Raw genomic sequence first — 13,411 nt, forward strand, 5'->3', positions numbered from 1 at the left:
TGCACATTCGTTTAGAGGAACGACTGTGCCGTCTATTTTGGCGGGTTGATGCGGTTCATGCATCGACGCACCGCAATCAGGGCATCCACTATTCATCGTCACCACCCTGTTTCATCTCTTCAAGTTCCTTCTCGACCTTCGCTTGTCCTTTCTGGAACTCACCCATACTCTCACCAACTGAACGGGCGAGTTTCGGGATTTTCTGTGCGCCGAACAGCAGCACAGCAACTAGCAGGATGATCAGCATCTCCGGTCCTCCCGGCATCATGCCTCATCACCCCCGTTGCCGCCGTTCTCTCCAGTTGTTTCTGAGTCTGTACCGTTATCGCTAAATTCTTCTTTAATTTGTTCTTTCATCTCTTCTTTAGTCATATTATCCTTTTTCTGTACTTCTTCTCGCGTTTGTTCATATTCCGATTCGCTCATAAGCAGGAAGTCAAGACTACCATCAGACAGTGCCTGCCGCATATTCCGGTCAACTTTGTTGACCGCTTCATTGTCCGATAGAACCTTCATCACAGGTGCGAGGGCACGGAGCCGTTCGCCTTCCTTGACTTTTTCAGTCATGTACTTGCGAAGGTTCTTCAGTTCGTTCCGATCATCCCGCAGCTCCCGATCCGTTGCCATACTGGTGTCGTTGCCTACGGCAACCATTTCCTGTGGGTCAAATTCACGGACAATATTCCAGCGGGCACCGGTTGCACGAAGATCATCGAATCCACCTTTCTCGAAGTCGATTTCCTCAACCTTCTCAGGGGGAGCCGCCCAGACACGAGTTTCGTCTGTTTCAGCGTTCAAGACCTGTACGAACTCGTAGTCAACCTCAACTTCTTCCTGTGCCTTGATGTACGCGGGGAAGAAGACGATAATCCACGCACCAAGGGTGCCAAGGATCATCACTTTCTGCAGGTCACTGAGTCCGAAGTCTGGAACGGGGATGAAGCCAAAGGAAATCCCTGCTATAAGCAGGAAGAACAGGGATACCAGTGGCCATTTGTACGCGATCAATACGTCCCAGAATGTAGTGTTATTTGAACTCATCTGTGACATCCCTCAATCCTGTGTTTCGATTTCGTTTGACGTACCAGAACGCAGTTAGGATGGCAAGTGAGCCACCAATAACCGCTGAAATCCATGCTACCTGTAGAAGTGTTACAGTCGGAGTGGACTGGAGAAGACTCTTCGAGTCTTCCTTTTTGATTGTCACCATGTCACCGTTGCCTGCGACCGTGACGCCTTGCCCGACATCACTATCAGTAGTCGTCATCGATACCGTCGATTCGCCGTGTTCAAGGGTTACAGTCTGATAATTCGCCGTCTGTACGCCTTCATCGGTTTCGGCAACCGATCCAACGTCGGTTAGGGCAACGGTCTGTGTAGGCAATTCGTTCTGGAAGGTGACGTGGATAGTGTCGCCATCGAAATCGTAGTCTTTGACGTATAGCGTTCCGTCATCTCCGAGTTCTGCATAGTTCCCTTCAGTTTCTTCATCGTCCTCAGTTTCGTTCTCAGAGGTTTCTTCGTCTTCTACAGGGTTTTCCTGTGCAGCTACCGAGGAAACCATTCCAGCGCCGAATATAAGCGGAATAATGGCGGCTATCAAGATTAGCCGTTTAATGGTTTCACGACTCACCATGGTTTCACCTCCTCAACAATTCCCTGAAGGACGGCCTCGTAAACCATCCCAGCAACATCTATCCCTAAACCGTATTGCACAAATAAGAATACTAATCCTAACAGTGAAATTGATTTGAGGAAAGATAGGAACAACTCAACAACCGGCTTAACGATAAGATGAATCATAAATAATGGATCACCTCAGTTGGTTAGTCGTCCTTCTTGAGCGCCGCGATGATCGCCGCTACGAGAGCGCCACCACCAGCAAGATAACCAACCATCTTAGTCGATGAACCGCCATCAAGGAAGCCTCCACTGCCGTTAGCGGACTTCTCGTACTTCTCGATCAGTTCTTGGTTCTGTTTCTGCAGTTCGTCCCACTCTTCTTGAGTGATGTAGTTGCTATCGTCCTGCGGCGTACTCTGCGTGAAGGACGCTGACGATTCTTCTTCACCAGTCTCAGTGTTGGTGAATGAGACGACCTCGAAGGACTCGTTGAGTTGAATCGTCTCGTACTGAGTTTCATCAGCAACGGCCTCATATTCGACAGAGTTGATCTCGGCGATCTCGACGGATAGCTGCCCCGACAGGTCAACCTCCCACGTCGATGCCGCATCAGCATCCATCTCGACCTCATTGCCATTGCTGTCGTAGGCAACGAAGTCTGATGTCGTGACGGTTGCAGTTTCACCTTCGTTCGTTTCGATTACGTATTCTGAATTAGGATGAGGTTGGCTTGTGAAGATTGCCGTGCCGCCATCCAATCCAGTTTCATAGTCTTCCCATGTACCGTGGCCACGGGAAACATCGTATGTCAGGTACACTGGCCCGATATTAGACGGATCGTAGGTGTTCCCTGCCTCGATTGCCGTATCAGGAGGACTTGGGAAGCCGAGCGTACCGTACAGCGTGCCGTTAATACTGGACAGATGGATTTCGGCTTCTCGTTCAAGGTCAACGGCAATATTAAGCGCCATGAGGTCCGCAATCGCCTGCGGATATTCTTCGTCATCCGTCATCATCTCAGCACGTTCTCGCGGTGTGATCAGCTCTTCAACGTTGATGTCTCCGGCTTGAACCTGTGAATAGACCTCATCAACCCACAGGGAGATTCCATCCCGCACGTTCTGGAATACCGAATCGATAGCGGTGTAGAGATCGTTCCAAGTGGAATATTTGAGGTATTCAACAGTTCCCTCTGATGTATCAGCGACCACGTAAGCAGCCGAATCATCAGCACTACTCCAATTATCCTCAGCGTCGAACGGCTGGCTGGATGTATCCACTAAATCCCAGTAAACCTCATTTGGTCCACCAACCGAAGAAGATGAAGAGGTGTTTTCAATACTTCCTGCCTCGAAGTAAACCTGTTTAGCGTCAAACGTCTCACCGTTGGGTAGTTCAACAGTGTTGGTTCGGGGTTCAAACCACTGATTCACGCTAAAGTCTACATCGTTGGCATCACCATACAGGACGTTTGTAACGGTTACATCCGCATGGGATTGAGCCGATGAAACCAAGTTGTTGAGTTCGTTCACCGACTCATTCCAGCTCTTATATAAGTTCTTTTTCACCGTTGTTTCGTAAGAGTCGATCTCGGCAATAGCAGCATCGAGAACCGTTTGCTGATCGGATTCAGCGTTGAGTTCTTCAAATGCTGCTAACTTAGCATCCGCGTGAACGGCATGACTAAGACCGGTTTCTACAATGTTCCGGTTATCCACGAAGGTGGATTGGTTGGTGCTTTGCCGGGTTCGCGCAGTCTCATAGACAGACTGCTTAAGAGCATCCGGTGTCAGGCCTTCTGCTGGATCATCACTACCGAGAACTTCGTATTCACGGACTGCCCAGCCGACTGCGGCGGATGCGGCGCTTGCGGCGGCGACCCCGCCAGCAACTACGACAGGAGCGATGGCTTCTGCTTCCTGTGTGACCTGTGGTGAACCAAAGGCGACGGCGGAAGCACCGACTGCACCAGTGGTTTTGAGCATAGTGCGCCGGTTCATCAGGACATTCGGCTGTCCTTCACCGGATGTCTGTACGTCTTCAGTTTCGTCATCCATTTCTTGTGTTGTTGACATAAAATAATCACCTCAAAGGAGTTGTTTAGGCGGAATCCTCGCTTCCGAAGTAGGCAACCAGAGCGAAGACAGCGCCCCCAACACCGGTCATAACAAGACCAGCGGCGTCGTTAGCCACAACAATTTCATTCAGGGCGTTGAACACTTCGACAATCACCAGAAGTCCAAGCCCGCCAAATGTGACAATTTTTTCTTCCTTCCCCAGTCTCGATGGCGTAAACTGATTAGTCAATGCAGCAAGACCAAGAGCAGTCACTGAAAGAAGGAATGAGTAAGTGATTGAGAGATCACCGCCGGAACTCTCGTAGAGAGTGGTTGCAAGGTCGTAGCCGAACGGATCGACTACACCAATTCCATACGATACGATTGCACCGATAACGAAGATCGGTGCGAGAACCATGTCAACGAAGTCTACTCGTCCTATTTGCATGTATTGTATACCTCTTTGATTCGCTGTTCATCACGACAAATCACTAAGTTGTATTACTTTGTGATATGTCGCTTCACCATTGGTAGGAAGGGGCCTAGTTAAAAGGTTTCGGACATATCAGTTAACATAGTGAACTGCACCTACAGAAACACTCATGGAATCTGACTTAAACATCAACACATGCTCAACCCACACGAACCCCTATACGCGAAAACAGTTGGATGGGCGAAGATGAAACTCGGAATGTGGGAGCCGTTGACTCCAGAAGGCCGTAACCCACATGCCGATAACACATACAGCAATCGAATGCGGCGTGTCCCGAACTGGGTAGTCAACGCCGCAAACGACTACTACGAAGGGTATCTAGACAAATACGGGCAACGACCGTATGGACAGGTAAAGCACTTCAGCGGCAACAGTTTCGTCTATAAGGTTCATTTCAAGGCTGTATCACAGGGCCGAATCAAAGAAACAGTCTGGAGGAAACTGAAGGCATCTCGATCCGACCGACTCCGTTCACGGCTTCATCTATGACTAACAACAAGTAATTCCTAATGACAGTTAGTAACACTGATGTAACTTGTCTCAATAATGAGAGTCAATGGGATTAGCTGAAATTATTGGAGGGGTCAAACCATCTGCTGATGAAGTAGTAAAGGCCTCGAAAAAGTCGATGAAGTTGGGTGTGTTCTTGCTATCTTTTTCTGTACTTTTCACCATTATATTGATTGTTGCAGTAATATCTGAACTCATTGGAAGTGATGAAGGGAGTATGTTTGTTGACTGGGTGTTTAGTGAAACAGTTGCTGTGATTGTTACTGTTTCCTTGATCCTTCCCGGTCTATTTGCGTTCAAAATGGGGGTGCAGTTTTTTAACAAAGAAGAAAATGGATGGGCAGAAGCTTTGAGCGATGTGATTTTTGGTCCCGCTATGTTCTTAGCAGGAGCTGGGTTTATTAGCATCGCCACATTCATTTCTGAAGAAATCTACTCTGGGCAGGTATATGATTTCGATGAGTTAATTTTTGCAAATATATTCACGCTAATCGTCTCATCCTTCACAGTAATCGGGCTTGGAGCATTATTGTATGGTTTTTCGGTTTCCATCCTCTCTCTATACAGAATCCTTCCTATTCTGAATGTGTTTAAGCAAAGAATCAGAGCATGGGTGAAAAGAATGGTAGAATGGAAGTTCCATATTGGTGTCTATCGATATGCACGATACAGGGATATTACGCTCTTTAGAGCATATCTGGAGGTTTATTATGGAAAGCAGGACATCTCTGTTAGTGAATTGATATTGGGTCGTGCTTCCAGACTAGTTACTCCTGCTAAAGAAGACAAGTAAACTTACAAGTTTACCATCTAAGCAACCATCATATGACCGAACAAGAAGACAACGGAGAAGACGAGAAATCTGAATACAACGTTAGTATCCCGATATATTCCTTCCCGGCAGAAGGTCGCCTATCAAGCGAAAGGGTCCCTGAAGACGAATCTGGCGTGCCGGATTTTGTCAATTCCCTAGATGACTTCAACAAAATTCGATACAAAACCTCAAATATTCATATTAATTCGGCTCTCTTCTTCGCGGATGAAGTCAAAAGAATTGAAAAGCATCTTGTTGGGAAGACTGACCCAGAAGAGGATGAACCACGATTAGATACTCGAATCCCCATTGGAAACCGACATGACATATACGTAGTGAACTCTGTAACCAGTACAGTTTCTTTTTTAGAAGCCGTGGTCAACGAGTTCTATGATACTCACTTGGATATAGCAGAGGAATCTAACGAATTGGCTTTTGATAGAGATAGAGAGAAAATCGCTGTTCAAAACGACGATTTCTATGATCTGCTGACGAAATTTGACAAAATTGAGGATCAGGATTTTGAGCGTCTCCCAGTACTAAAGAAATATCAATATTTGCTCTCTTTTTCGGGTAATAATCCTTTTGATCATGGGAGTGAACCATATCAGAGTACATACTTAGTGAAGCAATGGCGAAATCGTCTAGTTCATGCTCAAGTAGAGTGGATTGATTTCGGCGAGGGACCAAGTTTTGCAAAATCATTAGAAGGAAAGTTCGAGAAGAATCCCATTGGAACAGACCTTCCGTTTCCAAGATCATATCTGAGTTATGATTGCTCAAAGTGGTGCATTGAGAGCGCATTTGAATTTGTAGAGGAGTTCTATAATAGGATGAATGTGGAGCCTCCTGTCCATATTAAGAACCATATGGGGGACCTCTGGGAGGTTGATTCAATAATCCATGTTGAAGAAGCAGATGATACCGGAGAGAGTTGAATAGTTTTCTTGGCTATATGATGTTTCCAAACAGTCAGATTTGGTATTCATGTGACTCTGGCTCGGGCTGAACATGATATAACCCATCTTCTTTCTTCCCTTCGTCAATCACTTCTTCCAGATTCTTCTCCTCAAACACCCCAAAGGAAGTCCTCCAAAACTCTCGTTCAGACACGTTCTCACCCGGAGCAACACTCTCCAGTTTCAACGTAAGTTCACACGGAAGAACCGTGCTTCGGTCCTCCAGCAGATCACCCAGTAGAGCCTCGATTTTCGATAACCGGAATCCCGCTGACTCATCCCCACCGAGAAGATTCCGATAAAACATCACACCTGCCTTATACTCTATGTAGTCTGAAGTCTGAGCAGGCATAAAGTGCGATTCAAACCCTTCCGAATCCTTCTTACCCAAAATTGCTGTACTCCGATAATGTTCCACCGTCTCACCAGTTATTTTGTCTGTTATCTCCAAATCTGCTATGAGGTTCATCTCTTCGACGTGAGCGTTCCCCTCATTGCGAAGGTAGAACACCACTTCGTCACCATCTGGATACCACCTTTCAATAATAATCGCCGGAGAATTAGCGGCTTCGGCCCATCCTGCCTGCTCTTCCATGATTTCGACTTGCTGGGATTGCAAACGTAGCATCCCGAAGTACAGCACTGCCAGCAACACAGAAACGAGAATAGTTCCAACTGGAGAGAAGATAGTAACTGCGTCTACGAAGTCTAATCCAGTTTGTGTCGATAGAAAATATGCCAGCGGCAGAATAGAGGCGGTATAAAGTATGACAACTACGAATGCGGCAACGGTGATGATCGAATTGTTTTCGAGGAAATCACCGATTTGAGATCGTATCTGTGAGATAGCCATATTTACCAACAATTCTGATTCCTCTTTTCTTTTACCCAAGGTAATGAGACTGGTTTTCAGACAAGTAAACTTACAAGTTTACCAGCCAACGAACGCTCCATATGACCGAACAAGAAGACGAACAAGAGGATGTGGAAATAGCGGCGATCTACATGCAACCCCCAAACGAATCCTTCTACGAAAAATACATTGAGGGATGCAAAGACGCAACCACTGACCCTGACCCGACAATCTACATCGATAACAACATTGACGAAATGGAACGCACAAAGTTCCAACAATTATTGGAAGACCTTGCTATGACTCAGTACGACGTAATCGTGACTACTGATCACGATACGTTCCCATCTAACGATGGCGGACTAATGGCTATATTCCTATTTCTGGTGTCCTACCACAACATCACAGTCCGGTACTCTGTATTCGATGATGAAATGGACGGCCAGCTGCTCCCGCACTTTGAATGGGATTCAGGATTCGATAAAGCAGTCGAACGACACAATCTGCATGGACTCAAAGGAAAGTACACCGGGAGATACTGATTCTATAGAGTATCCGGGTTCCACTCCGTCAACCGAGTTGCATCAGAAAGAACCTCTACTGTATCAGGATTCCAGTCCCACTCAATATCTTCAGGGTCAACACTCGCGTCATCATCCGTCAGAACATCGGAAAACGGGGTATCAATCCAGTCAAACCACTCTAACAACTCATCGAACGGCTCTGCATCATTGTTGTCGGAAGACAAGATGATGATGTTGTCACTGCCATCCATGTAGATGTCTCCAGAATCGCCGTGATAGATGATTAGTTGCCAGATGTCTCCATCGGTATCATTCATATATTCAACATCATCACATACGCCAAGAGCGATGATATTGATCCGTGAATCAAGTGTTGCAGACGCAACCACCCTTCCGTCATTACGCACTTCAACACCTTCTGCATCCAGTTTCTCAGTGAACTGCTCGACAGGAGTCTCGATTTTCATACCTGTTGATTAGTCTGTCCAGTGAAAACTATTCTGGGAACAACACCGCGAAAAACAACCGGGTTACTGCGAGGGAATCAGGGTATATCGACAGCCGTCGCCCATACAGCACTTTGCTGCCTGTGGTTCCCCACGATGCTTGATCAGGGATGATACCATTGTCTGCCGGTTACACGACGGACACTTCCGATTCATCGCTTATCACCCCGATTCTTTGGAGGGCAATCAGTTTCATGAAGAAGGACTGCTGGATTACTGATCCGAACAGCCCTCACAGTTCCATGGGCGATTGCTCTATCATCGCTACTCCAACAGATTTCGTAGTGATTCTTCTCTACTTTTTCCCACTCATTTCCTGTGAGACTAGCTTGATATTCAACCCAATCCATCGCCTTATCACGATCTCCAAAGGCAAGACTGCCAGATGTTTCGTCTTTCACGGAGTAATCCGCTATCCAAATCCAAACACCCTTCATCGCTTACCACCCCGGTTGTCGAGGCCACGCAGAATCGCCCGCAGATGAGCCAAGAATTGTGGGATGTCCTTTCGAGCAATGACGACCTCACACGTCATCCCGCCCATATCCTGCTGATACGACGCGATATACCCACTACCCAGCAACCACGATGGCAACTTACCTGAGACAGTAAGATTCCCCGAAGCACCGATCTCCACTGACATCGAACTGGAAGGTGCTTTGCGGTTATGCACTTCGCAAAGGCTCTGGATCGCTGTCTCCGCGAGTACTTCACTCATCGTCATCACCTCCGAACACTTCTTCAGCGATTTCATCAGCCCGTTCTTCTGCCTCTTCAAGTGTTGTCCAGTCACCTAACGAACCGTACCCGATCAATTCACATTCCCGCATCACTTCAGTATCCCAATTCATGAGATGGACAACATCACGAGGCTTATCGGGAACGTATCGGGTCAGAACTTCATTTTCACCGGCTTCAGGGTCGTCGTAGAACGCCACGTAGCGAACTTTACTCATTGCGAATCACCTCGACTCCGGTGCCGATCTCGTAGTCAATCTCCCCGATTTCACCTTCCTGTTCCTCCAGAAATTCGATTAACTCCATGATGTTGTCCGTGCTGATCAGGCTGATGAAGTTGTACTTCATCTGCGCTGTTGACCGCTTGCGTGCCCGGAAATCCACTGCACACGGAACATCGCACGAGACAACAACATCACGCACCAATTCATCGCCCTTCTCGCCCCGAATATCAAGTTCGAGTACGGGCTGAACAGGGTCTGAGCGTGACTTCTGCCCAGTCTTTGCATTCACATTGATGTCTTCAGTTGCTTCGGGATTGAGCCGGTGAAGTTCTCGCTTGATGTTGGCCGCGAGTAGTTCTGCGAGTGTTACTGTATTCGGTTCCTCTGCTTCTGCAATGGTTGTATTTCGGTTCATAGTTTGATTCTCCGTTGCCTGAATCTTGGACATGGTTTGCTTCAAGGCTGTCCTATCAGACTTCATATAAATATTTCTTGTAGGGGGTCTTAGAATTAATGGAGTTTGGAACTTTACTGTAGAACTGGAGGGTTCGAGAACTTACGCTATATCTATAGATATAGCGTAGACTCTCACTGACACCCCCGACGCTTTGATTTCTACAGATAATTAGGTAATAGTCTGTAAAGCGATTCTACCCGAACTACTCAGACCCTCGAAAATCGGCGTATTAGTAAGTGATATTACTCAGTAGTAACCTTTTTCCTACAGGATTGTCTTAGTAAAAGTGTGTAGAAACAATGAGACTGAAAGATCATAGAAACGACTCATCAGCAAAGAAGGTCATCTTCAGCGACAAAGAATTTGAACAGCTCCTCGACTGCGCCGACACACGAGAGAACCCGGAAGTCGAGGAAATGACAGAACGTATCGCGGAAGATAGGGCAATTCTCGAACTCGGAGGATATGCAGGCCTCCGTCGAGAAGAAATCGCTCACGCACGGGCTACAAGTGTCTACACGGACGTTCACAACGTGCGCTATATCGAGGTCTTCGGAAAGGACACTGGTGATCAAAGTGCCGAAGTCAAGAAACGGCGGAATGCCTACCTTCCAGATCGTGTTGCCAAGGCAATTCGCAACGTGATGGCAACGAAAGGAATCCGACCAAACGATGTCGATGATGACACTGAAATCTTCGATATTTCAGACGAAGCAATTCGATACCGAATTGACCGAATCTCGGAACGCATGGCTGAAGAAACCGGGAACAGTGACTGGGAATATCTCTCCTGTCACGATCTCCGGCGACGATATGCACAACGCCATCTGGTCGAGTTAGGTACGAATCCTCGGCACGTCATGGAATGGGGCGGCTGGTCGTCATTCAGAGCGATTGAACCGTATCTGAGCGAACCAACGGAGAAGGCGATGGCTCAGGAACTTGAGCGAGTTGGGTTGGAATAGACACACCAGATTTCGTGAGTTCTTCTTGGCTGGTTTTCTGGACAGTAAACCAGTAAACCTACGAGTTTACTCGAAAGCAAAAATGACAGCCCCGAAACCCTTTAACTAGCATATCACCAAGTAATATTGATGACTAATATTGAGAAATTAGAAGCAGAAGAACTGAATAAAACCAACAACCGGCTCGAAGAAATCGCACAGGAACACGCCGAACTACAAGCCGCACTCCCCCACATCATCCAAGAAACCATTCAGAGCCTATCAGAAGAAGAAATCCAGCGAATCAGAAACGATTCCACGAATAAAGTTGTGAGTGGGGAAGTCGCACAAATCATTCCACCAGCGAAACAGACGAAATACTTCATCGAAGAACTTGCCACAGATACCTCGATGAAGAACTTCATCTCCGGCAAATACATGATTGTGATCTGGCCGGACGGCAAACCATCACTACTCGATCAATACCTACCATTCGGGGAAGTGAACAGCCATTTAGTAGTGAGTGATTCGGTCTGGTTCGCCGAAGGCGAAGAAGTCGGATTAGTCGTTGAAGATACCGGATACAAGTTCGGGAATGAGGACTCTCTGTATGAAGTAACCGAAACACCGGGTGATTCCGATGAGTGACGACGTATTGATGATGGGATCGGAAGACGAATGCGCTCAATGCGGAGACGAACCATCCCATCTTAACGAATCACCAGCCCCATTCCCTGACTACGATTTGATGCAGCACTACCATTGCCATGACTGCCACAACCAATTGTCTTCAGCCAGTCAGAGGCAATGCCACCTCATTTAACCACTACCCCCACACTCCACTGTTTCAAGTGTCGCCCTCCGAACGATGGAATGAAGATGAAGAACGATTAAACAGGATTTGGGCACGGACACGAGAGTATCACTGGGCAACCATGGTCCTTCGCACGGTGTCGGGACGCAACTTACGTCCCATCCTCCGTGCCCATCCGAAAGACAGGAAGGGTTTAAGACCTACCAGTACCTAGATAAGAATGCGTTGTCAGACGCCACTGATTCCCATTTCGGGAATCTGTTTTTCAGGGAATTAACGAATCCTAATAGAGTTAGAGACAATTCTAATAGAGGGTATAGGCTTTCTACTCTACGATAACAGGATTTAGAAACGATATTGGGATTGGGTTCCGAGAAACTATACTATACGATGTACTCAGAAAAATGGAGTGCCCCCCTCAAATTTCCCAGAAAGACAGAGAACCGCACTAACCGGGAAAGAGTTGCTTTGGTTACGATGAGAACGGCGATCTTGGCTAAATTAGGATTGGGATTGTCCTTGTCAACAGGATTGGGAGTGCTGTTTGGTTCACTTGCTTTCTTTCTCCTTTTCTCAATTAACACTAACTAACCTGAATCCGAAATGTTTAAGACCCTATAGTACCTATAGTATGATAGGGGTATCCCCAAACGCATTATCTTACTACGTAAGATGATGTCGTTGGCTTCTCTACTTCCCGAAATCACGGGTTTCAGGGAAATGCGGACAATTCGTATTCTCAGGTTCTCTATCTCCAGAAAAATCACCCCTGCCTACCTTTTCTCTAACTCCTTCGTATAGTATAGTTTTTCGAGGTTCCATCCCTAAAACCGTTCTACTCCCTATATTCTCAGAGTACAGACCCTGTATCCTCTATTAGAATTGCCTCTAACTCTATTAGGATTCGTTAAATCTCCGATACTTTTTAACTAACCCCCTGTCTATCTTGATGTGTAAGCAAAACAATGGTGTCTGACAACGTATCATTCACACTCTCCACCGAGGAGAGTCGTGACGCAGAAGAAGTAATCGAAGAACAGTACAAGAACAAGTCTGACGGTCTTCGTGGCCTACTCGAATTAGCGGCTAACGACAAAGTACAGCAGATTGCTGAGTATCACGAAGTGGATGTCGTTGAAGCAGTTGAAATGGCTGTTGACGGCTATGTTGTTCCCGATGAATCCGGTGATCCACTGGGAGAGTATGATCCTGAATCGGAAGGAGTGACGCTTTCCACAGACGTTCTTCGCGAAATCCAGCCAATGAATCCGAATCACGAAGTGAATCCTGATCATATCGATTCACTGCCGCAGACGGTTGAGGCGAAGAAGGCTGTAGTGACTGCTATCATTCGGTATGATTCCAAACAACTTCCACGTGATCACGTTCGAGAGATGTGTAAGGATGTGCTGGGTGTACAGGATTCAACGATAGAGAAGAAGGATTATTTTGAGGATGTGTTGGATAACTTGATTCCGCATCCTGTAGAGAGTAATCCAATGTATTATACACATCCCAAGCATCTGCATAAAGACCTTAAGTCACAGTTGGGGCCTGATGGTATGATCAGGACAACACTGAAGGATGAAATAGTTGAGATGATGGAAGATGATGATGCAGATAGTGATGACATCAAGGAATATTTGGATAAGACTGTTGATGAGTATAATGCGTGGATGGATGTAGACATGGGGGCTGGTGTATTGACTGATGAAGAGCGGGATGCGGTTGAAGATGAATTGAAGGAAGTGATTGAGATGGTGACGGATGAGGTGGGTATTGATGTGAACGGGATGGATGTTGAGATGGCGGATGAAGTGGATGGTGAGATGGGTGAGTTGATGGACGCTGAACCGGTTCAGTAAGCCGGGTTTCTCTTCTCTTGCGTTATTCGG

General features: G+C 46.8%; 17 protein-coding genes and 1 pseudogene. 6 read left to right on the forward strand and 12 right to left on the reverse strand.

The features are described from left to right. Window positions 1-91 precede the first annotated feature (91 nt). From tatA to HTZ84_RS04930, 6 genes and pseudogenes are all read right to left on the reverse strand, one after another. A pseudogene (tatA, locus tag HTZ84_RS04905) lies at window positions 92-265 on the reverse strand (twin-arginine translocase TatA/TatE family subunit); the annotation flags it as partial. After that, window positions 265-1,041 carry a hypothetical protein gene (locus HTZ84_RS04910; protein WP_174679647.1) on the reverse strand — a complete coding sequence of 259 codons (777 nt, stop codon included), beginning with the start codon at window positions 1,039-1,041 and terminating at the stop codon, window positions 265-267. The pseudogene tatA and the gene HTZ84_RS04910, both read right to left, overlap by 1 nt. Further along, a complete protein-coding gene (locus HTZ84_RS04915; RefSeq protein ID WP_174679648.1) occupies window positions 1,028-1,636 on the reverse strand; it encodes a hypothetical protein in 609 nt (202 codons plus the stop codon). The genes HTZ84_RS04910 and HTZ84_RS04915 overlap by 14 nt, the downstream gene beginning before the upstream one ends. After that, window positions 1,630-1,803, reverse strand: a complete 174-nt coding sequence (locus tag HTZ84_RS04920; RefSeq protein WP_174679649.1) for a hypothetical protein — start codon at window positions 1,801-1,803, stop codon at window positions 1,630-1,632. The genes HTZ84_RS04915 and HTZ84_RS04920 overlap by 7 nt, the downstream gene beginning before the upstream one ends. A gap of 23 nt (window positions 1,804-1,826) precedes the next feature. Beyond that, on the reverse strand, window positions 1,827-3,698 hold the full coding sequence (locus HTZ84_RS04925; protein ID WP_174679650.1) for a twin-arginine translocation signal domain-containing protein: 1,872 nt from the start codon (window positions 3,696-3,698) through the stop codon (window positions 1,827-1,829). A gap of 25 nt (window positions 3,699-3,723) precedes the next feature. Continuing rightward, the gene (locus HTZ84_RS04930) at window positions 3,724-4,098 is read right to left on the reverse strand and encodes a hypothetical protein (RefSeq protein ID WP_174679651.1); all 375 of its coding nucleotides are present in this window, start codon (window positions 4,096-4,098) and stop codon (window positions 3,724-3,726) included. 631 nt (window positions 4,099-4,729) lie between these two features. Between HTZ84_RS04930 and HTZ84_RS04935 the strand changes: the two genes are divergently transcribed. Both HTZ84_RS04935 and HTZ84_RS04940 read left to right on the forward strand, forming a co-directional pair. Next, window positions 4,730-5,476 carry a hypothetical protein gene (locus tag HTZ84_RS04935; RefSeq protein WP_174679652.1) on the forward strand — a complete coding sequence of 249 codons (747 nt, stop codon included), beginning with the start codon at window positions 4,730-4,732 and terminating at the stop codon, window positions 5,474-5,476. 32 nt (window positions 5,477-5,508) lie between these two features. Next, window positions 5,509-6,435 (forward strand): hypothetical protein, encoded by a 927-nt coding sequence (locus HTZ84_RS04940; protein WP_174679653.1) that lies wholly within the window; start codon window positions 5,509-5,511, stop codon window positions 6,433-6,435. A gap of 34 nt (window positions 6,436-6,469) precedes the next feature. On the opposite strand, the gene HTZ84_RS04945 is transcribed toward HTZ84_RS04940, so the two are convergent. Then, window positions 6,470-7,348: a hypothetical protein gene (locus tag HTZ84_RS04945; RefSeq protein WP_174679654.1), complete on the reverse strand. Its 879-nt coding sequence runs from the start codon at window positions 7,346-7,348 to the stop codon at window positions 6,470-6,472. A gap of 62 nt (window positions 7,349-7,410) precedes the next feature. Here HTZ84_RS04945 and HTZ84_RS04950 point away from each other — a divergent pair, with 62 nt between their 5' ends. Further along, complete coding sequence (locus HTZ84_RS04950; RefSeq protein WP_174679655.1) at window positions 7,411-7,851, forward strand: recombinase family protein; 441 nt, start codon at window positions 7,411-7,413, stop codon at window positions 7,849-7,851. A 2-nt stretch (window positions 7,852-7,853) separates the two neighbouring features. Here HTZ84_RS04950 and HTZ84_RS04955 read toward each other — a convergent pair whose 3' ends face one another. The 5 genes from HTZ84_RS04955 to HTZ84_RS04975 all read right to left on the reverse strand — a co-directional run bounded on the left by HTZ84_RS04955 (window position 7,854) and on the right by HTZ84_RS04975 (window position 9,716). Next, complete coding sequence (locus HTZ84_RS04955; protein ID WP_174679656.1) at window positions 7,854-8,300, reverse strand: hypothetical protein; 447 nt, start codon at window positions 8,298-8,300, stop codon at window positions 7,854-7,856. Window positions 8,301-8,491: 191 nt separating this feature from the next. Next, window positions 8,492-8,740, reverse strand: a complete 249-nt coding sequence (locus HTZ84_RS04960) for a hypothetical protein (RefSeq protein ID WP_174679657.1) — start codon at window positions 8,738-8,740, stop codon at window positions 8,492-8,494. Window positions 8,741-8,772: 32 nt separating this feature from the next. Next, entirely contained in the window at window positions 8,773-9,057 is a 285-nt protein-coding gene (locus tag HTZ84_RS04965; RefSeq protein ID WP_174679658.1) for a hypothetical protein, read from the reverse strand. Further along, complete coding sequence (locus HTZ84_RS04970) at window positions 9,050-9,295, reverse strand: hypothetical protein (RefSeq protein WP_174679659.1); 246 nt, start codon at window positions 9,293-9,295, stop codon at window positions 9,050-9,052. The genes HTZ84_RS04965 and HTZ84_RS04970 overlap by 8 nt, the downstream gene beginning before the upstream one ends. Beyond that, window positions 9,288-9,716, reverse strand: coding sequence for a hypothetical protein (locus HTZ84_RS04975; RefSeq protein ID WP_174679660.1), 429 nt, complete (start codon window positions 9,714-9,716; stop codon window positions 9,288-9,290). Before HTZ84_RS04975 ends, HTZ84_RS04970 begins: the two co-directional genes overlap by 8 nt. Before the next feature lie 341 nt (window positions 9,717-10,057). On the opposite strand from HTZ84_RS04975, the gene HTZ84_RS04980 reads away from it, so the two are divergent. From HTZ84_RS04980 to HTZ84_RS04990, 3 genes are all read left to right on the forward strand, one after another. Further along, window positions 10,058-10,723, forward strand: coding sequence for a site-specific integrase (locus tag HTZ84_RS04980; RefSeq protein WP_174679661.1), 666 nt, complete (start codon window positions 10,058-10,060; stop codon window positions 10,721-10,723). Window positions 10,724-10,852: 129 nt separating this feature from the next. Continuing rightward, complete coding sequence (locus HTZ84_RS04985; protein ID WP_174679662.1) at window positions 10,853-11,350, forward strand: hypothetical protein; 498 nt, start codon at window positions 10,853-10,855, stop codon at window positions 11,348-11,350. 1,131 nt (window positions 11,351-12,481) lie between these two features. After that, window positions 12,482-13,381, forward strand: a complete 900-nt coding sequence (locus tag HTZ84_RS04990; RefSeq protein ID WP_174679663.1) for a hypothetical protein — start codon at window positions 12,482-12,484, stop codon at window positions 13,379-13,381. The last annotated feature ends 30 nt before the right edge of the window (window positions 13,382-13,411 follow it).

It is taken from the genome of Haloterrigena gelatinilytica, from assembly GCF_013342145.1.
Lineage (GTDB): Archaea > Halobacteriota > Halobacteria > Halobacteriales > Natrialbaceae > Haloterrigena > Haloterrigena gelatinilytica.